This window comes from Bacillus sp. FSL R5-0576 (genome assembly GCF_038004765.1).
GTDB lineage: Bacteria > Bacillota > Bacilli > Bacillales > Bacillaceae > Bacillus > Bacillus subtilis.
In genome coordinates, this window is sequence record NZ_JBBORU010000001.1 from 725,395 (window position 1) to 744,782 (window position 19,388).

16 protein-coding genes and 2 pseudogenes are annotated in these 19,388 nt (G+C 46.2%); 10 read left to right on the forward strand and 8 right to left on the reverse strand.

Annotated features, from left to right (window positions below):
• Positions 1-29: 29 nt before the first annotated feature.
• A pseudogene (locus tag NX903_RS20940) lies at positions 30-110 on the reverse strand (spore germination protein); the annotation flags it as partial.
• 126 nt (positions 111-236) lie between these two features.
• Positions 237-422, reverse strand: a pseudogene (locus NX903_RS03670) (spore germination protein); the annotation flags it as partial.
• 192 nt (positions 423-614) lie between these two features.
• On the opposite strand from NX903_RS03670, the gene treP reads away from it, so the two are divergent.
• The 4 genes from treP to NX903_RS03690 all read left to right on the forward strand — a co-directional run bounded on the left by treP (position 615) and on the right by NX903_RS03690 (position 5,328).
• The gene (gene treP, locus NX903_RS03675; protein ID WP_003233682.1) at positions 615-2,027 is read left to right on the forward strand and encodes a PTS system trehalose-specific EIIBC component; all 1,413 of its coding nucleotides are present in this window, start codon (positions 615-617) and stop codon (positions 2,025-2,027) included.
• Between the two features lie 70 nt (positions 2,028-2,097).
• A complete protein-coding gene (gene treC, locus NX903_RS03680) occupies positions 2,098-3,786 on the forward strand; it encodes an alpha,alpha-phosphotrehalase (RefSeq protein WP_086343573.1) in 1,689 nt (562 codons plus the stop codon).
• 20 nt (positions 3,787-3,806) lie between these two features.
• The gene (gene treR / locus NX903_RS03685; RefSeq protein ID WP_041851175.1) at positions 3,807-4,523 is read left to right on the forward strand and encodes a trehalose operon repressor; all 717 of its coding nucleotides are present in this window, start codon (positions 3,807-3,809) and stop codon (positions 4,521-4,523) included.
• Between the two features lie 139 nt (positions 4,524-4,662).
• Entirely contained in the window at positions 4,663-5,328 is a 666-nt protein-coding gene (locus tag NX903_RS03690) for an NAD(P)H-dependent oxidoreductase (protein WP_014476144.1), read from the forward strand.
• A 37-nt stretch (positions 5,329-5,365) separates the two neighbouring features.
• Here NX903_RS03690 and NX903_RS03695 read toward each other — a convergent pair whose 3' ends face one another.
• Positions 5,366-9,754 carry a multifunctional 2',3'-cyclic-nucleotide 2'-phosphodiesterase/3'-nucleotidase/5'-nucleotidase gene (locus NX903_RS03695; protein ID WP_086343574.1) on the reverse strand — a complete coding sequence of 1,463 codons (4,389 nt, stop codon included), beginning with the start codon at positions 9,752-9,754 and terminating at the stop codon, positions 5,366-5,368.
• A gap of 242 nt (positions 9,755-9,996) precedes the next feature.
• Between NX903_RS03695 and yfkM the strand changes: the two genes are divergently transcribed.
• Complete coding sequence (gene yfkM / locus NX903_RS03700) at positions 9,997-10,515, forward strand: general stress protein 18 (protein ID WP_043940070.1); 519 nt, start codon at positions 9,997-9,999, stop codon at positions 10,513-10,515.
• A gap of 39 nt (positions 10,516-10,554) precedes the next feature.
• Here the strand turns inward: yfkM and NX903_RS03705 are convergent, their stop codons facing one another.
• On the reverse strand, positions 10,555-11,745 hold the full coding sequence (locus NX903_RS03705; RefSeq protein WP_003243812.1) for an MFS transporter: 1,191 nt from the start codon (positions 11,743-11,745) through the stop codon (positions 10,555-10,557).
• A 92-nt stretch (positions 11,746-11,837) separates the two neighbouring features.
• Positions 11,838-12,053, reverse strand: coding sequence for a DUF1128 domain-containing protein (locus NX903_RS03710; protein WP_010330293.1), 216 nt, complete (start codon positions 12,051-12,053; stop codon positions 11,838-11,840).
• A gap of 202 nt (positions 12,054-12,255) precedes the next feature.
• Between NX903_RS03710 and yfkJ the strand changes: the two genes are divergently transcribed.
• The 3 genes from yfkJ to NX903_RS03725 are packed head-to-tail and all read left to right on the forward strand — an operon-like array spanning position 12,256 to position 13,915.
• Positions 12,256-12,726, forward strand: coding sequence for a protein-tyrosine-phosphatase (gene yfkJ, locus NX903_RS03715; protein ID WP_003243480.1), 471 nt, complete (start codon positions 12,256-12,258; stop codon positions 12,724-12,726).
• Positions 12,727-12,743: 17 nt separating this feature from the next.
• Positions 12,744-13,064 carry a hypothetical protein gene (locus NX903_RS03720; RefSeq protein WP_003242981.1) on the forward strand — a complete coding sequence of 107 codons (321 nt, stop codon included), beginning with the start codon at positions 12,744-12,746 and terminating at the stop codon, positions 13,062-13,064.
• Positions 13,065-13,087: 23 nt separating this feature from the next.
• On the forward strand, positions 13,088-13,915 hold the full coding sequence (locus tag NX903_RS03725; RefSeq protein WP_003242564.1) for a YihY family inner membrane protein: 828 nt from the start codon (positions 13,088-13,090) through the stop codon (positions 13,913-13,915).
• A gap of 198 nt (positions 13,916-14,113) precedes the next feature.
• Here NX903_RS03725 and NX903_RS03730 read toward each other — a convergent pair whose 3' ends face one another.
• Positions 14,114-15,289 (reverse strand): MFS transporter, encoded by a 1,176-nt coding sequence (locus NX903_RS03730; RefSeq protein ID WP_003233661.1) that lies wholly within the window; start codon positions 15,287-15,289, stop codon positions 14,114-14,116.
• Positions 15,290-15,456: 167 nt separating this feature from the next.
• Here NX903_RS03730 and cax point away from each other — a divergent pair, with 167 nt between their 5' ends.
• Positions 15,457-16,512 (forward strand): calcium/proton exchanger, encoded by a 1,056-nt coding sequence (cax, locus tag NX903_RS03735; protein ID WP_003242902.1) that lies wholly within the window; start codon positions 15,457-15,459, stop codon positions 16,510-16,512.
• Between the two features lie 70 nt (positions 16,513-16,582).
• A complete protein-coding gene (locus NX903_RS03740; RefSeq protein WP_003233657.1) occupies positions 16,583-17,377 on the forward strand; it encodes a YfkD famly protein in 795 nt (264 codons plus the stop codon).
• Positions 17,378-17,415: 38 nt separating this feature from the next.
• On the opposite strand, the gene mscC is transcribed toward NX903_RS03740, so the two are convergent.
• Together mscC and yfkAB are read right to left on the reverse strand one after the other, a co-directional pair.
• Positions 17,416-18,258, reverse strand: a complete 843-nt coding sequence (gene mscC, locus NX903_RS03745; RefSeq protein ID WP_010886444.1) for a mechanosensitive ion channel protein MscC — start codon at positions 18,256-18,258, stop codon at positions 17,416-17,418.
• Positions 18,259-19,380 carry a radical SAM/CxCxxxxC motif protein YfkAB gene (gene yfkAB / locus NX903_RS03750; protein WP_003233655.1) on the reverse strand — a complete coding sequence of 374 codons (1,122 nt, stop codon included), beginning with the start codon at positions 19,378-19,380 and terminating at the stop codon, positions 18,259-18,261.
• Between the last annotated feature and the right edge of the window lie 8 nt (positions 19,381-19,388).

Sequence of the window (19,388 nt, forward strand, 5' to 3'; positions counted from 1 at the left end):
AGCAGACACAATTTCCGCATCAGTACTGTCCCAATAACAAGAGCGCCGAGGATGCTGACCGTCTGACCAACGGTTTTCGGCAGGCGCACTCCCTCTTCACGGAGAGCCTCAGCTGTATGGCGGGGAAAGAAATCGGCTAGCGGGCAGACGCCGCGCTGAACATTATACCCTGAGGCTTTCAGTGAAGCCCTCTCTCGATCCTTTGATGGTCGATTCTGTTATTAACTTTTCAAAGTTTCTTCATAAACAATAAATCCGCACAGCCCATTTCCAAAGTCAAATTGTCTAAATACGATGTTTGAGCAACCTTCTGTAAGCTGGGTCAGATTATCGAGGTTTTCCTTCAAATTGGGAGAGATCGGTCTGTCCTGATTGTCTTCAAGCTCTTTGATGAGCTGAAGCGCTTTGTCGCGTTTATTCATAGAGGCTCACCCTGCTTTTTAATGTCATATTCAATAAGTGCTTGTGACTTTTAGGGTAACCTTGTCTGTTTCATATAATCCAGACTAGGATGAAAGCGCTATAAAAAAGTGTTGACTGCCTGTATATACAGGAATACAATATGATTATAAGTTGTATATACAAGTTATAAAAACGGATACGGAGGGGTTGGCATGGGGGAACTGAACAAATCGGCACGTCAGATTGTCGAAGCAGTCGGCGGTGCAGAAAATATTGCAGCGGCAACTCATTGTGTTACACGTTTGCGTTTTGCTTTAATAGATGAAAGCAAGGTTGACCAAGAGATGCTTGATCAAATTGATGTGGTAAAGGGATCATTCTCGACAAACGGACAGTTTCAGGTCGTAATCGGCCAGGGAACTGTCAATAAAGTATATGCTGAACTGGTTAAGGAAACGGGGATTGGCGAGTCAACAAAGGATGAAGTGAAGAAGGCCTCAGAAAAAAATATGAATCCTTTGCAGCGTGCTGTGAAAACGCTTGCAGATATTTTTATTCCAATATTGCCTGCGATTGTCACGGCGGGTCTTTTAATGGGGATCAATAACATTTTAACGGCGGAAGGCATTTTCTTCAGTACAAAATCGATTGTGCAGGTTTATCCGCAGTGGGCGGATCTTGCTAATATGATTAACCTGATTGCAGGCACGGCCTTTACGTTTTTGCCTGCGTTAATCGGATGGTCTGCCGTCAAGCGGTTCGGCGGCAATCCGCTTCTCGGCATTGTGCTCGGAGTTATGCTCGTGCATCCTGATTTGCTGAATGCGTGGGGATATGGAGCGGCAGAACAAAGCGGAGAGATCCCGGTATGGAATCTATTCGGCCTAGAGGTGCAGAAAGTCGGCTATCAGGGCCAGGTGCTCCCAATTTTGCTTGCTTCTTATATGCTGGCGAAGATTGAGGTATTTTTAACAAAACGCACACCTGAGGGCATACAGCTGCTCGTTGTCGCACCAATTACGCTTCTCTTAACAGGATTTGCCTCTTTTATCATTATCGGCCCGATTACATTTGCGATCGGTAATGTACTGACTTCAGGGCTTATCTCGGTGTTCGGTTCTTTTGCCGCACTGGGCGGTCTGTTATATGGCGGTTTCTACTCAGCGCTCGTGATTACCGGTATGCATCACACGTTTCTTGCAGTCGACCTGCAGCTCATCGGATCAAAGCTCGGCGGCACCTTTTTATGGCCGATGCTGGCGCTTTCTAATATCGCACAAGGTTCGGCGGCTCTGGCCATGATGTTTATCGTGAAGGATGAGAAACAAAAAGGCCTCTCCCTCACATCAGGGATTTCTGCTTATCTTGGCATTACAGAGCCTGCCATCTTTGGGGTGAATCTGCGATACAGATTCCCGTTTATCATTGCAATGGTCAGCTCTGGCCTGGCCGGAATGTATATTTCTTCTCAAGGTGTGCTGGCAAGCTCCGTCGGTGTCGGCGGCGTGCCGGGGATTTTCTCAATCATGAGCCAGTACTGGGGCGCGTTTGCAATCGGGATGGCTATTGTATTGATCGTGCCGTTTGCCGGAACATACGCGTATGCGAGATTCAAACATAAATAACAAATGGGGAGCGGGACGTGTTGAACGTTCCCTTTTCCCGTTTTCAATTTAAATATGGTGGTGGAAACAGATGAAAACAGAACAAACGCCATGGTGGAAAAAAGCTGTGGTTTATCAAATTTATCCGAAGAGCTTTAACGATACGACGGGAAACGGTGTCGGCGATTTGAACGGCATTATTGAAAAGCTGGATTACTTAAAAACACTTCAAGTGGATGTGCTATGGCTGACGCCGATTTATGATTCTCCTCAGCATGATAATGGGTACGATATTCGTGATTGTTACTCGATTTATCCTGAATACGGAACGATGGAGGATTTTGAGCGGCTAGTGTCCGAAGCACATAAAAGAGACTTGAAAGTCGTCATGGATCTTGTTGTCAATCATACGTCAACAGAGCACAAATGGTTTCGCGAGGCGATCTCTTCCATAGACAACCCGTATCGTGATTTTTATATATGGAAAGACCCGCAGGAAAACGGTTCTCTTCCGACGAACTGGGAATCGAAATTCGGCGGCTCGGCATGGGAGCTTGATGAAGCGTCGGGCCAATACTATTTGCATCTGTTTGACGTGACACAGGCTGATTTGAATTGGGAAAATGAAGAGGTCAGAAAGCATGTCTATGACATGATGCATTTTTGGTTTGAAAAGGGAATAGACGGCTTCAGGCTTGATGTCATCAACCTGATTTCTAAAGATCAGCGCTTTCCGAATGCGGAGGATGGCGGCGACGGCCGCTCTTTTTACACTGATGGGCCGCGGGTGCACGAATTTCTGCATGAAATGAACGAAAAGGTGTTTTCGCATTACGACAGCATGACGGTCGGTGAGATGTCTTCAACAACCGTAGACCACTGCATCCGGTATACGAATCCTGACAATAAAGAACTTGATATGACATTCAGCTTCCATCATCTCAAGGTTGACTATCCCAACGGCGAAAAATGGGCCTTGGCGCCGTTTGACTTTTTGAAGCTGAAGGAGATCCTATCCGACTGGCAAACGGGGATGCACGCAGGAGGGGGATGGAACGCTCTGTTCTGGTGCAATCATGATCAGCCGCGCGTTGTATCAAGATATGGAGATGATGGCGCATATAGGGTGAAATCGGCGAAAATGCTTGCTACGGCCATTCATATGATGCAGGGCACGCCTTATATTTATCAGGGCGAGGAGCTGGGAATGACGAATCCGAAGTTTTCGGACATCAGCTCCTATCGGGATGTCGAATCGCTGAACATGTATCACGCCTTTAAGGAAAAAGGAATGGCAGATCAAGAGATCACAGCCATTTTACAGGCGAAATCCCGCGACAATTCCAGAACGCCTGTCCAATGGGATGATACGCCGAATGGCGGTTTTACAACGGGCACCCCATGGATACCGGTCGCCGGCAACTATCGGGAAATCAATGCCGAAGCGGCGCTGAGGGATCAAAATTCGGTGTTTTACCATTATCAAAAATTGATTCAGATTCGCAAAATGTATGACATTGTGACAGAGGGAACGTATGAGATAATCGCAAAGAATGACCCGAACATTTTTGCGTATCTCAGACACGGCAGCAATGAAAAGCTGCTCGTGATCAATAATTTTTACGGGACAGAGGCGGCCTTTACACTGCCGGACTCTTTAGCGCCTGACGAATGGAAGGCAGAGGTGCTGTTGACGAACGATGAAGCAAGGGAAGGGCTTCAGAACATGACGCTTCGCCCGTATGAGTCCATTGTTTATCGTTTAACGAAACCGTGTTAAACTAAGCTGGGTGGTCCATAATGAAGGTGAATAAATTCATCACAATTTATAAAGACATCGCACAGCAAATTGAAGGCGGCCGATGGAAAGCGGAGGAGATTCTTCCGTCTGAACATGAGTTGACCGCACAGTACGGTACATCAAGAGAAACGGTCCGAAAGGCGCTTCATATGCTCGCGCAAAACGGTTATATCCAGAAAATCAGGGGAAAAGGCTCCGTCGTGCTCAACCGTGAAAAAATGCAGTTTCCCGTTTCGGGCCTTGTCAGCTTCAAGGAGCTCGCGCAAACGCTTGGCAAAGAAACGAAAACAACTGTACACAAATTCGGGCTGGCGCCTCCGTCAGAGCTGATCCAAAAACAGCTCCGGGCCAATCTGGATGACGACATCTGGGAAGTCATCAGGTCTAGAAAGATTGACGGGGAACATGTGATTTTGGACAAGGATTACTTTTTCAGAAAGCATGTCCCTCACCTGACGAAAGAAATTTGTGAAAACTCCATATATGAGTATATAGAAGGAGAGCTCGGTCTTTCGATCAGTTACGCCCAAAAAGAAATTGTCGCCGAGCCGTGTACGGACGAGGACAGAGAGCTGCTCGATTTACGCGGCTATGACCATATGGTCGTGGTGAGAAACTACGTCTTTTTGGAGGATACCAGTTTGTTTCAATATACGGAAAGCAGACACCGTCTCGACAAATTCCGATTTGTTGATTTTGCGCGGCGGGGGAAATGAGAGAGGCGCCTGCCTGCGGCAGTGCGCTTTTTTGTTTGGTATCAAAATTGATACTATCCAACAAAAATGTGCGTACTTTTACTTTTTATCATAATGGCTACAATAGAGATGAGAGTAACCTAAAGGAGAGGTGTTTTACATGGCAGATCTAAAGAAACAAATTCTGGATGCATACAATTTCAGGCATGCGACTAAGGAATTTGACCCGAATAAAAAAGTGTCAGACAGCGATTTTGAATTTATTTTAGAAACAGGAAGACTGTCTCCGAGCTCACTCGGCCTTGAGCCTTGGAAATTTGTCGTCGTCCAAAATCCGGAATTCCGCGAGAAGCTTCGTGAATACACATGGGGCGCGCAAAAGCAGCTGCCGACCGCAAGCCATTTCGTCCTGATTCTTGCGCGTACAGCGAAGGATATCAAATATAATGCGGACTACATCAAACGTCATTTAAAAGAAGTAAAACAAATGCCTCAAGACGTGTACGAAGGCTATTTAAGCAAAACAGAAGAATTCCAGAAAAACGATTTGCATTTGCTTGAAAGTGACAGAACATTGTTTGACTGGGCATCAAAACAAACCTATATCGCGCTTGGCAACATGATGACTGCCGCTGCGCAAATCGGTGTTGATTCCTGCCCGATCGAAGGCTTCCAGTACGATCACATCCACCGTATTCTTGAAGAAGAAGGCCTTCTGGAAAACGGAAGCTTTGATATTTCTGTGATGGTGGCATTCGGCTATCGAGTGAGAGACCCTCGCCCGAAAACAAGATCTGCTGTTGAAGATGTTGTGAAGTGGGTTTAAATAAAGAAAGCTGCTCGCTAAGCGAGCAGCTCTTTTTTTATGCCTGATTCGCTCTATTCTGTTTTCTCCTCTGATGTAAGTACATTGCCGTTCCGAGTGCACTAATCAGAAATCCGGCCAACAGGATCGAGTACATGGATGTGGCTGTGTCCGGAAGCAGGCCGCCAGCCGGACCGTCTGTTCCTGATCCGCCCGAACCGTTTCCACCAGAGCCGTTAGTCAGTTGAGTGCCGGGAGGCGTATCATTTCCTCCGTTTCCGTCAGTTGGCTGTTTTCCGCCTGGTTTGTCGGAGCCTCCGCCATGATTGCCGTCATCACCGCCTGTCGGTTGGTCGGACGGGAATGCCGGCGGTTTGTTGTTTGAACCGGAATTTAAGATCGTGTATTCGCTGAAGTGGTTTGTATATCCTGTCACCATATCATCATCGACTGATCCGTGACCTGTCTTTGTGAAAGCTTTCTTTTTTCTATCGACGTGATAAATGGCAGGGTTATGGGCTTCTTCAATATCAAACATGCGAAGCGAAAGCTGTACGGGCTCCTTGAATGATTTTATTTCTTTTCCTTTTTGCTTCACTGTAAAGTCATATACATCTGACAGTGACACATCCAATTCTCCCGTAGACTTGATTCCGATTGCAGTGTCTGCGGTTTTAAGGTTCGCCATTGGCATCTTCATGCTGTACCAGTAGTTGAACATCGTCAATGAAGGATCTGACTCTCTTTCTTTCAAAAGTTTGACCTGATCTTTTTTCACTTTAAGATTGATAGGCTTCTCTTGAGATCCTTCATGTATTCCATAATAGACAAATGGCGTGTTGGCATTTTTAGCATAAATCGCAAATTTGTCTTCATCAAGTGTCCAGCTGCCGTCCTTCTGCTTTGTCGGCAGGAATACTTCTTTGATCCGTCCTTCAACTTTAGGAGAGACCTTGTTTCCTAGTTTTTTCAGCTGTTCGGTGAAAATCTCATAATCAACGTAGCCAAGGTCTTCACCATGGGAGGCTTCTGTAAAGACAGAATATCCGTCTCCTCCGGCACCGACAAAATTATTTGTTGCCACGCGGTAGGTATCATCCGTATTTATAGCAACTTTGTCTCCGTTAGGCGATTCAATTTTCACTTCTAATACACGGTGTCCAGGTTCGTTGTTTAATGTAAAGGTATATTCGATTCCGGCCACCTGAGGGAAAGCGCCGCCGCCATTTTCCACATTGCTTAGGCCTTGTTCAAGGGCTTCTTTAATTTGTTTTCCGGTTAAATCGGCCACGTAAAGCGTATTGCCGAACGGCATCACGTTGAGCACCTCGCCGAGTGTGATATCACCTTTGTCAATGCCTGCTCTGATGCCGCCGCCATTTGTTATCGCTATTCTGGCGCCGGCTGCTTCTTTCGCTTTTGCCAGCATACCGTCCGCGATGAAGTTTCCGAGATTCGTTTCTTTCGTGCGCACATGCTCACGCTGGCCGTCAAGCGCCACATCCGTATAGCCGACTTTTTCATTTTTCACGTCTTCTAATTCACTTTTGAACTGATCAAGCTCTTGTTTTGCTTCTGCGTTTTCTTCTGTATGCTCATCAATTGGCAGCACGCTCAGATTTGATTTGTCTGTTTGCACAACGCCATTTTCATCAAACGCGACATCAACGCGCCCCAAGAATTGGCCGTATTCTTTTGCCTGCGCCACGATCGTCGGTTCTTCGTTGTTTACGACCTCCATTTTGTCAACGAGGGTGTGAGTGTGTCCGCCGATGATCAAGTCAATGCCTTTTACTTTTTTGGCTAGCTCAAGATCACGGTTATGACCGATATGTGTTAAAGCAATAATTTTATTTACCTTTTCTTCTTCCTGAATCGCTTTGACGGTGTTTTGTGCTGTTTCAAAGGCATCATTGAATACGATGCTTTTGCCCGGGCTTGATGTGGTGGCTGTATCTTCTGTTGTCAGGCCGAATACGGCGACTTTCTCCCCGTCAACGTCTAACAGAATGTAAGGGTGAATGCCGGCCTCTTTCTTTTCACCTGCCGTAAAGGTTTGCGGCTTTTTGACAAATGATTTCAGCTTGGGCTCATTTGACACATCTACGTTTGCACTGACAATCGGAAATTCCGGCGCTTCAAAGTGATAGCGGTTCGCCGGATCAACGGTTGCGCTGTTTCCGCTTAGAAAATCAGAAAGCACTGTCGGGCCTTTGTCAAATTCATGATTTCCGAAGGTCATGGCGTCATAGCCCATCATGTTCATCATTTTCAGATCGGCCAAACCGTTCCATTTTGTAAAATACAGATCGCCGGAAAACACATCTCCCGCATCAAGGAGAATGTTGTGATTTGTTTCGCTGCGTACTTCGTTGATTTTCGTCATTCGTCTTGCTGCATCATCGAGATGTGCGTGCGTATCATTGGTGTGCATGACGGTCAGGTCCCACAGTCCGTCTTTAGGAGGATCTGGATTTGAATCATCATCGAATTGCAGCTTATACACACCATAGCCTTCATTCGCAGACTTGCCTACATAAGCGACGTCGTCTGCTTTATCGGCAAATGGCTTGGCCAAAAGCGAGGATTCAAACGTCAGATTCGTGCCGGAAACAGGCGCGATTGACCAGTTGTTGTCTGCTTTTGGATTGACTGTTTTTTGTTCAATAATGTAATCCATCAGCACCTGCCTATTTTCAACTGCAGAGCCGTGGACAATTTTATCGCTCGTCAGATGAGGGAACCCGCCGCCTCCGGACGCACGATAGTTATTGGTGACTACGAGAAATTCCTGGCTTGGGCTGATCGGCTTGCCTTCATAGGAAAGATTGATGATACGGGATGAATCCGCATTGATCACTTTTCCGTTCTCATTGTATTTAGCCGGTTTTGTCACATCGACCTGATATGTGACACCGTCAATCACATCAAAATTATAGGAGCGGAAATTCTCGTTCAGTAAGGCCTGATCGCCGCCTTTGGCTGGATCAATTTGATTGAATTGGCCTGCTGACATCTCCAGCCAGTCCTTCACTTCGCTGCCTGTCAGCTTGACGATTTGAACAGTATTATCGTAAAGGTACAAGTCACCGACATTTTTAATCGCAAGATCTCCGGCTGGAATGTTTGTATAGTAATTGGCTCCGTTTCTGCCGCCTGCTTTAAACGGCGCTCCAGCGGATAAAATCGGCAGGTTCTTGTACTCGGTATCCTTCATTTCTTTTTCAGCGTACCACTTTTGCGCGTCAGTCACGATCTGAATGGAAGGATCATCTTTGACCTGTGCAAAGAAGCTGTTAATATCTGCTTCGGTTTTGCCGACTGGCTTTCGGACATACTCCAGTGTGTTTTGGTGTGTTTGCTGAATGGTGTTTGTAACGGTTTCGTTTCTTGATGTGACGTTGCCAGCAATAGATTCAATACTTCCTTTGGAATCTGCTACCTTCCATGAGCCGTCCGCCTTTTCAAGCTTGAGGTCAATCACGCCTAAATATTTGCCCCAGCTGCTTGGCATGACGACAGGAATGCCGTTAATTGTTCCCTTTTCCACATTGAACTGAGCAACACCCGCATACTCGGCGGAAGGAAAGAGTCCGTGCTGATGGCCCGAGATAATCGCGTCAATGCCTTTCGTTTTGGTGGCAAGGTCAAATACGGCGTTTTCTGCACCTGATGATTGTGACTGCTTTTCAATGCCGGTGTGGGCGAGGGCAATAATGACATCTGCGCCTTCCGCCTTCATTTTCGGGATTGTTTCATTGGCGGATTCTACGATATCCTGCACCTGAACCTGCCCCTCGAGATTCTTTTTGTCCCATGTCATGATTTGCGGCGGGACAAAGCCTATGTAACCGACTTTTACTTTCTGCTCATTACCGTTTTCATCAATGAGGGTTTTTTCATTAATCACATACGGCGTATAACGGTTTTCGCCGCTAGTTGTTTTGACGTTGGCATTTACAATCGGGAAATCGGCTCCTTTGATTGTGCCGTCGAGAAAGTCGAGCCCGTAGTTGAATTCATGATTGCCAAGCGTTCCGGCGTCGTATTTCAGCGCATTCATGACGCTGATAATCGGATGGGTTTTCGTGCCGGAGATAATGTCGTCTTTTTGATATTTCACCGCGTATTCACCCAGCGGATTCCCTTGAATCAAGTCGCCGTTATCCACAAGCAGGGTGTTAGGGTTTTGCTCGCGGTGCTTTTGGATCAATTGCGCTGTTCTCGCCAGACCGAAATCCGCCGTTTCTTTGTCACTGTAGTAATCGTAATCCATCATGTTGGCATGAATATCAGTCGTAGCCAAAATACTCAGATGCACCTGAGGAGCCGCGCTTTCTTCTGCATGAATGGGTGGTGTTGGGAGGATTAGGCTAAGTATCATAATTGGGGGCAAAAGAATACGGAGAATGTTTTCGACGTGTGTTCGTCTTTTCTGTATTCTCACCAGTTCTCCACCTTTCAACGAAATTTGTGTTACAGCTCCTATTGTAAGAATATTTTGTAACTATTTGTAGGTGTTTCTTTATGATTATTGTAAAAGGGAGAAAAATGAGTATTATGTAGCAGTATCAAGCGACAAATACTGGGTATTTATGCTTATCGTTTGTCACAATCGCGGAATGTTTATTTTAGTGTGGCTGGGGTAGAGTGTTTTATGTAGACATATAAAGCGGGAGGTTATGAATCATGGGGAAAAAAATTGCAGTGGTTTTAACAGATTATTTTGAGGACAGCGAGTACACTGAGCCTGCGAAAGCCTTTAAAGAAGCGGGACATGAACTGACTGTCATCGAAAAAGAAAAAGGAAAAACAGTAAAAGGCAAGCAGGGAAAAGCGGAAGTGACGGTTGACGCGTCCATTGACGACGTAAACCCTTCAGACTTTGATGCGCTTTTGATTCCCGGAGGATTTTCACCAGACCAGCTTCGCGCTGACGATCGTTTCGTCCAATTTACAAAAGCGTTTATGACTGACAAAAAACCGGTATTCGCCATTTGCCACGGCCCGCAGCTTTTAATCAATGCGAAAGCGCTCGACGGCCGAAAAGCGACGGGCTATACGTCCATTCGTGTTGACATGGAAAACGCCGGTGCCGACGTTGTGGACAAGGAAGTGGTTGTTTGCCAGGATCAATTGGTCACTAGCCGCACACCGGACGATATACCGGCATTTAACCGCGAGTCATTGGCATTGCTTGAGAAATAAGAAAAAACGGACGCTCTTGGGCGTCCGTTTTTTTGTTGCTTAGGCTTGAGCACCTGTCAGTTTCTTGTACCTGTAATACAAGAAAGCAGCTGCAGCCGTTCCGATGACCGCAATGCCGAAGTCGAATATGAAAATATGGGCGATGCCCCCCGCTTTTGCGATAAGCCCTGTTGCAATCGGCAGCAGAATCGATGCAAGGCTTGAAGCGGTCGCTACAATTCCGGTAACGGTTCCTTTTCGCTTCCAGAAAAGCTCTGTCATTAACGTAATGGTAATTTGAAACACACCCGCAGTTGAAAAGCCTAAGAAAAAGGCAGTGATGTCCAGCACAACTGGGATATGAACGGTCAGCATGACTGCGAGCGTACATAAAGTAATAATAGGATATAAGAGCGTTATGAAGACAGGTTTGACCCATCTATTCAGCAAAACGGCTAATAATAAAACAGATGCCAGAGATCCTATACTATAATAGCTCAGCAATTGTACAGATGCTGATTCAGCTAAACCGGCTGCCTTTTGCGCGTAGCTCGGGAGCCAGATTTGAGAAACCGTAAATAAAGCCGTGGATGTAAAACCGATGATAATCAGTGCGGTGCCTTCCTTCTGAAAAACGGGTTCAGACAAGAAAACGGGAGATTCCTGTTGGCCGCTATTAGTTGGTTTCTTATGTTTTTTAGGAAACGAAAGCGTTGATAAATAAATAATATTCAGGAGATAGACCGCTGCCGGCAGATAAAAAGCAAATCCGTAAAACATGCTGTGGTCTGCTAAAAATGTGATCAAAAGCGGCAAAAGTGCGGCCCCGACAGACATAAAGGCTTTGACCAAGACATTCGCCGAACCGGAAGCAGACGGAAAGAGCTCGGTTAGGGCCGGATATGTTCCGGCATCCATGGCTGAATTAGCGACTCCGGCTAATAAAGCGAACACAAACGCCAGTTCATAGCTCGGTGATAAAGGAATACCGACTAAAAAGACGGCCATAATTCCCGCAGAAGCGACAACAAGCGGCTTTCTGCCGATTTTATCTGATAGAACTCCGGAAATGCCGTATGTCAGCAGTTTGCCAAACCCGATAGCGGCAATGACATAACTGATGCCGGTCGGATCGGTATTCCACTGTTTTGTTAATGAGGACATATTGGATGCGAGAATAATGTTGACCATCCCCAGAAAGAAGTAGTTGATATACATTCCGGATGCTGTTTTGATAGATGTCGTTTGCATGCTTGTACTCCTTCAGATCTTATTCGAACACTTTACTGTTTTGGTTTGAGGAAATGATAAAAAAGACTCGCCGAGTTTCCGGCCAGTCTCCATTATTTACGAAGCGAGGCTAATTCTTGAGCAATTGCCTGCATTTCACTTGGGCTGAATGATTCTTTTTTCATCACCATGCTGTGAAGGTACGTGAGGTCTTCAATCTTCTCATCACTGAAATCCTCCGCTTTGATTACGCCGACGTTCAGCATGTTCAGCTTTTGGGAAATCTCTTCAATCATTTGAGTTAATGTTTCTGTATTTGGGCTGGACAAATGGTTCCATCCTTTCTATGCGCAATATAGGTATGTTTTATTCTAACAGAATTCCATCAGAAAAAAACCCTATTCTAAAAGCAGGCTTTTAATTCCAAAAAAGTGAAGACATCAGTTGAAAAGGAAATGAACATCCTACTAAGATATTCATGAAGGTTTCTTTTTAGAGAAATAGGGGCAAAGAATAGGGAGGTTGCACATCATGATAAGCGTGTTATTTGTTTGTTTAGGTAACATTTGCCGGTCTCCGATGGCGGAAGCGATTTTTCGGGACCTGGCAGCCAAAAAAGGATTAGAGGGGAAAATCAAGGCGGACTCAGCCGGTATTGGCGGCTGGCACATCGGCAACCCCCCGCATGAGGGAACGCAGGAGATATTGCGCAGAGAAGGAATCAGCTTTGATGGCATGCTGGCGCGTCAAGTCAGCGAACAGGATCTGGACGATTTTGATTACATCATTGCGATGGACGCAGAAAATATCGGGAGCCTCAGAAGCATGGCGGGTTTTAAAAACACCTCGCATATCAAAAGGCTCTTGGACTATGTTGAAGATTCAGATCTGGCTGACGTACCCGATCCTTACTACACAGGGAACTTTGAAGAGGTCTGCCAATTAATCAAAACGGGCTGTGAGCAGTTGCTTGCATCCATTCAAAAAGAAAAACAATTGTGAGTGAAAGGAGAATTTGCATGAACAACGAACGTTTAATGCTGAAAGGGATATTTCTCGGAGCTGCGGCAGGCGCGGCGTTATCACTGCTCCATAAGCCGACAAGACAGGCGTGCGGGATGAGATGGCTGACATGCAAGCATAAACTTTCACTGTACAAAAGCAACCCAGAGCTGTTAAAAAACACTGTCATCACAAAAGTGGATGAGGCCAAAAAGCTCGCCCGAACGCTTTCAAAGGAAGTCGACTTTGTGAACCAGCAGGTGAAAGAGCTGAAGAAAACAACGCCGCAAGTGATGGAACTCGTGCAAGAAACGAAAGAGCATTTTTCAAAAAAATGATCAAACATGCGAGGTGAGACGACATGAGTTTTTTGAAAGAGCTTTTCAGCAGATACACCCTTCATGAAGGACAAAGTAAATCAGCGGAGCTGGCGTATTTTTTTCTATTGTCACTGTTTCCGTTTTTGATTTTTATGCTGACGCTCACCGCGTATCTTCCGCTTTCTACCGATGATGTTTTAGGAGTCATAGAACAATATGCTCCCGCCAGTGCGATGTCACTCGTTGAATCCATTACCCATCAAACCTTAAATAATCGAAATGGCGGTTTGCTGTCATTCGGGATTATCGCCGCATTATGGTCTGCGTCTAATGGAATGAACGCGATCGTCCGGTCGCTGAACCACGCGTATGATGTGGAAGAAAACCGCTCTTTTATCATTGTTCGTCTAACCTCTATTTTTTTGACGATTGCCATGGTATTTACGATTTTAGTGGCTTTGCTTCTGCCGGTATTTGGCAGGGAGATTGGAAGGCTCGCTTCTGACTTTGTCGGCGCATCGGATCTGTTTTTATCCGTCTGGGCCGCCATTCGCTGGGGTGTCAGCCCGCTTGTGCTTTTGATTGTTTTTTCCGCGCTGTATGTGATTGCGCCGAACAAAAAGCTGTCTCTCCGGTTTGTCATGCCGGGTGCGGTCTTTGCGACCATCGGCTGGATTATTGTCAGCACACTGTTTTCGTTTTACGTCAGCACGTTTGCGAACTATAGCGCCACTTACGGGAGCATCGGGGGAATCATCGTTCTGATGATTTGGTTTTACTTGAGCGGCATTTTAATTATCCTAGGCGGAGAAATCAACGCTCTTTTACATAAACGTAAAAAGCTTCCTGATGAAAATCCCTACCATTAGCGCACCCTATAAACGAACTTCGGTTCAAAAAGAAGTCGGGGGGATATCGTGATGACCAAGCATACGAAAAAAGGCGGAAGCCATAACAAACAAAATTCGAAAAGCAAATCGAGCAATAAAACAAGCGGAAGCGCCAACGGACAAAACGGCTACCATTAGCATAAAAGCCTCCTGACATGATGTCGGGAGGCTTTTTGATTAAGAAGATGAAGAATAGGTTTCAGCCGGTGACCAGCTTTTCGGTTTGCCCAGCACAAGGGCCAGCCACACAGCGCTAAGCGTGAGAGTAATGAAGTAGAACAAGTTTGCGCTTTCAAATGTCTGCATATACCAGCCGCCGGCAACCGGGCCGAGGATGCTGCCGAGACTGAATGTAATGCCGCAAAGCAGGTTTCCCGCCGGCAGGAGGTGAGGCGGGAGAAGATCTGTCATATAGCTGATGCCAAGTGTAAAGGTTGATCCGACTGCCATTCCTGCAATAAAAAAGCAGCCGCCGATCACGTAAGGCGAAGGAAATACACCGGCGATGAAAAAGCAAAGAGCCCCAGTCAGCAAAATCACCAGCAGCACATTCCGCCTGCCGTATCTATCGCTGAGGATGCCGAGCGGAAACTGAAAAATAATGCTTCCAATCGCAAATGCGGGAAGGATGATCGCTACTGCGTCTACTGATATCCCCAAACGGAGCGCGTACACCGGAAAGCTTCCGTTCAGCGCCGTTTCCAAAAAGCCATAGCCAAATGTAGGCATAAAGGCAACCCACCCAAACAGCATGGCCTGATAAAATCGCCTGAAACTATTGTCTGATTTGGTTTCATGAGGACTGGTTTCCGGGTATGCATTTTGTAGAAAGAAAACAAAAAGCCACGCAAACAGACTGATGCAGCCGGACACGATAAAAGGAAGCGACGGACTCAGCTTGACAAGCGGCACCATGAACGGGCCTGCGGCAAAGCCAAGGCCAAAGGAAAGCCCGTAAATAGACAGGTTTCTTCCGCGATTTTGTTTTGATGACATGGAGGTCACCCACGTTTGCGTAGAAAAGTGAAGCATGTGGTCGCCGATTCCAATGAACAGGCGAAGCAGGAACCAGACCCAAACTGACTGAAGCCAAATAAATCCGAATAAGCTTAAAATGACAATGCTTCCGCCCATGACGATCAGCGGCTTGAACCCGAGCTTTCTGAGCGGTGCTTCCATAAACGGCGAAGCCAAAAGCACACCGATATACAGCCCGGTCGCGTGCAGGCCGTTGATAGCAGCGGATTCTCCATTTGTTTCAAAAATGATTGAAATGACAGGCAGCAGCATGCCTTGTGAAAACCCGGAAATGGAAACGAGCAAGACAAGGATAAAGAAATGAAATCGTGACATCGTGTCAGTTCTCCTTATGTGGAATCTATGTTGATCGTACAATGTTTTCCAAAAGCAGGCAACCTGAAAAAAGCCTATATCACGCTATACATTTGCCCTCGTGTAATCATGAAGGTTTTTGTGAAGAATAAAAATAAAACAAGTCATAAAAAAGGAGCTATTTCACCATGAATCGTATCTTTTTTATTTTAGTGGCGGCCGGTGTTCCGCTTTCTGTGATTGGCAGTTTGATGCATTGGCCTTCCGCGGTTCTATTTGCCGTTTATTGCGTGACGATTATCGCGCTTGCAAGCTATATGGGGAGGGCGACAGAATCACTGTCCATTATTGCAGGACCGCGTATCGGCGGTTTGTTGAATGCCACCTTCGGGAATGCGGTGGAGCTGATTATTTCCCTTTTTGCATTAAAAGAAGGCCTGACAGGAATCGTGCTTGCCTCTTTAACCGGTTCAGTGCTGGGGAACCTGCTGCTGGTAGCGGGCCTATCGTTTTTTGTCGGCGGTTTAAAATATAAGCGGCAGGAATTTAATATCCATGATGCCCGCCATAATTCCGGGCTTCTGATTTTTGCCATCATTGTCGCCTTTGTGATTCCGGAGGTATTCTCTGTTGGTATGGGAAACGCCAGCAAGCTCAATTTAAGCATCGGCATCAGCATCATTATGATTCTGTTATATGTCGCGGCGCTGTACTTTAAACTTGTCACGCATCGGGGCGTTTATCAGCCGAATAATGCGGCTCAGACTGAAGAAGAGGAAGAGCCGGAATGGTCAGGGAAGGTTGCGACGATTGTCTTGTTTGCGGCAACGATTGTGGTTGCATACATATCCGAAAACCTGGTCCATACCTTTCACTCGGTGGCTGAACAGTTCGGCTGGAGCGAGCTGTTTATCGGGGTCATCATCGTGGCGATTGTAGGAAATGCGGCGGAGCACGCGTCAGCGATTATTATGGCCTTCAAAAATAAAATGGACATTGCGGTTGAAATTGCAGTCGGCTCTACGCTGCAGATCGCTATGTTTGTTGCACCGGTTCTCGTCATCTGTTCTATCTTTTTTCCGACAAGCATGCCGCTTGTATTTACATTGCCGGAGCTCGTCGCGATGGTATCAGCGGTTCTCTTGATGATCGCGATTTCGAATGACGGGGATTCCAACTGGTTTGAAGGGGCGACACTGCTTGCTGCATATGTCATTATGGCGATCGGCTTTTTCCTTCTTTAACCTGAAAAAATGATGGATAACAACAAAGCGGGATGAAAAGACTAAGGGAAAATGCCATAGAAAGAGTGATATGATGAAAAAGCTATTTCATTCCACACTTATTGTGTTGTTATTCTTTAGTTTTTTCGGCGTTCAGCCCATCCACGCGAAAAAGCAGTTTAAGGTTCCTAATTCTGTCGCAAGCATTTCAAAGGAAAACACGTATCCGAATGCTTCACAGGATCAGCCAATGCTTCAGCCGAGCAAGCTGGCAAAGGAATTGCTCGATCATTCTGAGGTAAAGATTGAAAATCCGCATCTCATCAAAATGCTGAATGAATCCAACATATCCGGCACACCGCTTGCAGTAGGGTACCGGGCGACAATATTTCTCGGGAAATGGGCGCTCGGCTATGAATCAAATGAAACAGTCGCAAACTGGGAATATAAAAAAATCAATACAAACCGTGCGGATAACCGCGGCGGGAAAGAAACTGCTGAAATGCATTATGCCCAGGAACAGCAGTACAGAGTGAAGGGCGGCTTGACAGCTAAAGTTCCAAATGCTGAAGATGTCAAAAGCATGATGATGCAAAAAGCAATGAAGAAAACGAACCTTCCGCTTGCATTTGAGACGGTCATCGGGGCTGGCACAAAACGGGATCAGATTTATAAAGTCGCTCCTAAAAAAATCGGTTATCTACATGCATATGCACCGGCTGTGAATGAAAAAGGAAAAGTGACTTACGGAGAAGTGTACTTAGTGCTGAAAGGAAATAAACGAAAACTCGTCGTGAAAAATGTCACGTCACAGGGAATCGGCGCCTGGATTCCGGTTCAAGATCATGTCACATTTGGCTTTCAGCTTTCCTCACTGCCAAGATAAATAAAAAACTGATTCCAACTCGGAATCAGTTTTTTTGTTTATTGGGTTCTCTCAATTCGGACCGCTTCCTCAAGCATTTGCACATTGTTTTGGTAGAGCTGGCGAACGAGAACCCGTCTTACTGCAAGGCTGGCACTGAAATAATCATCATCTTTCACCATGCCTTTAACCGTAAATTCGACGCCGCGATTGATTTTATTCAATGCGGTGATGCCGTGGATTTGAAACGGTTCTGTCGGATTGCCGAATTCATCCCGCTTCAATGAATCACGAAGCTCTTCATTCAGCATGTCACATGCCTCTTCCAACACGCTGTACACGCGGTCCGGATCTTCTTTAAAGCTGATAAGAAAGGATTCGGTAATCCGCATAAAATCAATATTATAGTTCTCTATTTGTCTGACCTCGCCGTTGCTGATGGTGAGCAGCTTCCCGCTCCATTCCCGGATTTGCAGCGAGCGGAGGCCGATTTCCTCCACTGTCCCGTTGAACAAGTTGTTGACGGTGACATAATCGCCTTTGTGCAGCTGGCGTTCATATATTAAGAACACACCAGCCAGCACATCTTTGATCAGCGATTGGGCGCCAAAACCGATCACGATACCTGCTACGCCCGCCCCGGCCAATATCTTGCCGAAATCATGCACAAATAAAGAAATAACGTAAAAGATAAAACCAATTGTCGCCGTATACTGGGTGACAGAACGGACAAGGCTTTCAATCGTTTTTTCCTTTTTTTCTTCAATAAAATCCGTCCGTTTAAAAAATAGCTGTACCAGCCGGTTGATGATAAAGACACCGATCCAAAGGATAACGGCAACGAGGAGAATATCGACGATTTTATTTTGAAAAATCTCCGTAAGTGTTTCTTTCATCCGCATCTAACTCCTGGCTTGACGTTTTGTGAAGTCTGTATCCTGATAATAACTGTTTTTGACAAGAACATTCGGTCCGAGGCACCGGACATTCGGGCAGTGGCAACTTAGTTCCTTCGCAAGCTTGGTCTCTCTCCACTTTTCATAGGCGGAAGGGAGGCTGTCCGTCTGAATGTTGCCAAGCGGCGGGGTATCACCGAAATCGGTCACGATAATGTTTCCGTCGAAAATGTTCACATTCAGGCGGGATCGGCCGTCAGGGTCATTTCGCACTGTGACGTTTTTCGCCGCGCGAAGCCGGCGAAGCAGCTTTTGGTCGTCTTCGTCCGGACTGCAGGCATAAAACGGCAGCGTTCCGAACAGCATCCACGTATTTTCATCACGAATATCCAGCAAGCGGTGAATGGCCTGTCTCATCTCTTTCAGGCTGAGGGATTCAAGAGCGCTTGCGAAATCGCTTGGATACATTGGGTGGACCTCGTGACGCTGACATTTCATATCTTCTGTGATTTGGCGGTGAATATGCTCAATATGCGGAAGTGTTCGTTTGTTCAGCATCGTTTCCGCAGATACCATTACTCCGGCATCCACGAGCGTGCGGCTGTTTTCGATCATTTTTTCAAAATAGCGCGCGCGCTGTTCGAAGGTCGGTTTTCTGTCCATCATGGCAAAGCCGATTTCAGCAAAATCTTCAACTGTACCCCAGTTATGAGAAATATGTAGCACATCGAGATACGGAATGATCCATTCGTACCGCTCGATGTCGAGGGTCAGATTTGAATTAATTTGTGTCCGCACACCCCGTTCATGGGCATATTTCAATAAAGGAACAACATATTCTTTTACTGATTTCAACGAAAGCATCGGCTCTCCGCCTGTGATGCTGATGGATCTGAGGCGCGGGATTTCCTCCAGCCGTTTTAACAGAAGATCTATTGGCAGAGCATTCGGGTCTTTAGGCTGCAATGTATAGCCTACAGCACAATGCTCGCATCTCATATTGCACAGTGTCGTCGTTGTGAATTCAACGTTTGTCAGCTGCATGTCTCCGTATTGGTCAACATCCATATAGGCTTCCCAAGGGTCAAACTCGGGCGTAATCGGACGCAGCTTCGTGTTTTGTGTCATGACTATCT

Excerpts from the sequence above, each read along its gene's own strand:
- treC (WP_086343573.1), top strand. The coding sequence starts at position 2,098 with ATGAAAACAGAACAAACGCCATGGTGGAAAAAAGCTGTGGTTTATCAA.
- NX903_RS03725 (WP_003242564.1), top strand. The coding sequence starts at position 13,088 with ATGAGTTTTTTGAAAGAGCTTTTCAGCAGATACACCCTTCATGAAGGA.
- cax (WP_003242902.1), top strand. The coding sequence starts at position 15,457 with ATGAATCGTATCTTTTTTATTTTAGTGGCGGCCGGTGTTCCGCTTTCT.
- yfkAB (WP_003233655.1), bottom strand. The coding sequence starts at position 19,380 with ATGACACAAAACACGAAGCTGCGTCCGATTACGCCCGAGTTTGACCCT.
- NX903_RS03740 (WP_003233657.1), top strand. The coding sequence starts at position 16,583 with ATGATGAAAAAGCTATTTCATTCCACACTTATTGTGTTGTTATTCTTT.
- treP (WP_003233682.1), top strand. The coding sequence starts at position 615 with ATGGGGGAACTGAACAAATCGGCACGTCAGATTGTCGAAGCAGTCGGC.
- yfkM (WP_043940070.1), top strand. The coding sequence starts at position 9,997 with ATGGGGAAAAAAATTGCAGTGGTTTTAACAGATTATTTTGAGGACAGC.
- yfkJ (WP_003243480.1), top strand. The coding sequence starts at position 12,256 with ATGATAAGCGTGTTATTTGTTTGTTTAGGTAACATTTGCCGGTCTCCG.
- NX903_RS03690 (WP_014476144.1), top strand. The coding sequence starts at position 4,663 with ATGGCAGATCTAAAGAAACAAATTCTGGATGCATACAATTTCAGGCAT.
- NX903_RS03730 (WP_003233661.1), bottom strand. The coding sequence starts at position 15,289 with ATGTCACGATTTCATTTCTTTATCCTTGTCTTGCTCGTTTCCATTTCC.
- treR (WP_041851175.1), top strand. The coding sequence starts at position 3,807 with ATGAAGGTGAATAAATTCATCACAATTTATAAAGACATCGCACAGCAA.
- NX903_RS03720 (WP_003242981.1), top strand. The coding sequence starts at position 12,744 with ATGAACAACGAACGTTTAATGCTGAAAGGGATATTTCTCGGAGCTGCG.
- mscC (WP_010886444.1), bottom strand. The coding sequence starts at position 18,258 with ATGCGGATGAAAGAAACACTTACGGAGATTTTTCAAAATAAAATCGTC.
- NX903_RS03705 (WP_003243812.1), bottom strand. The coding sequence starts at position 11,745 with ATGCAAACGACATCTATCAAAACAGCATCCGGAATGTATATCAACTAC.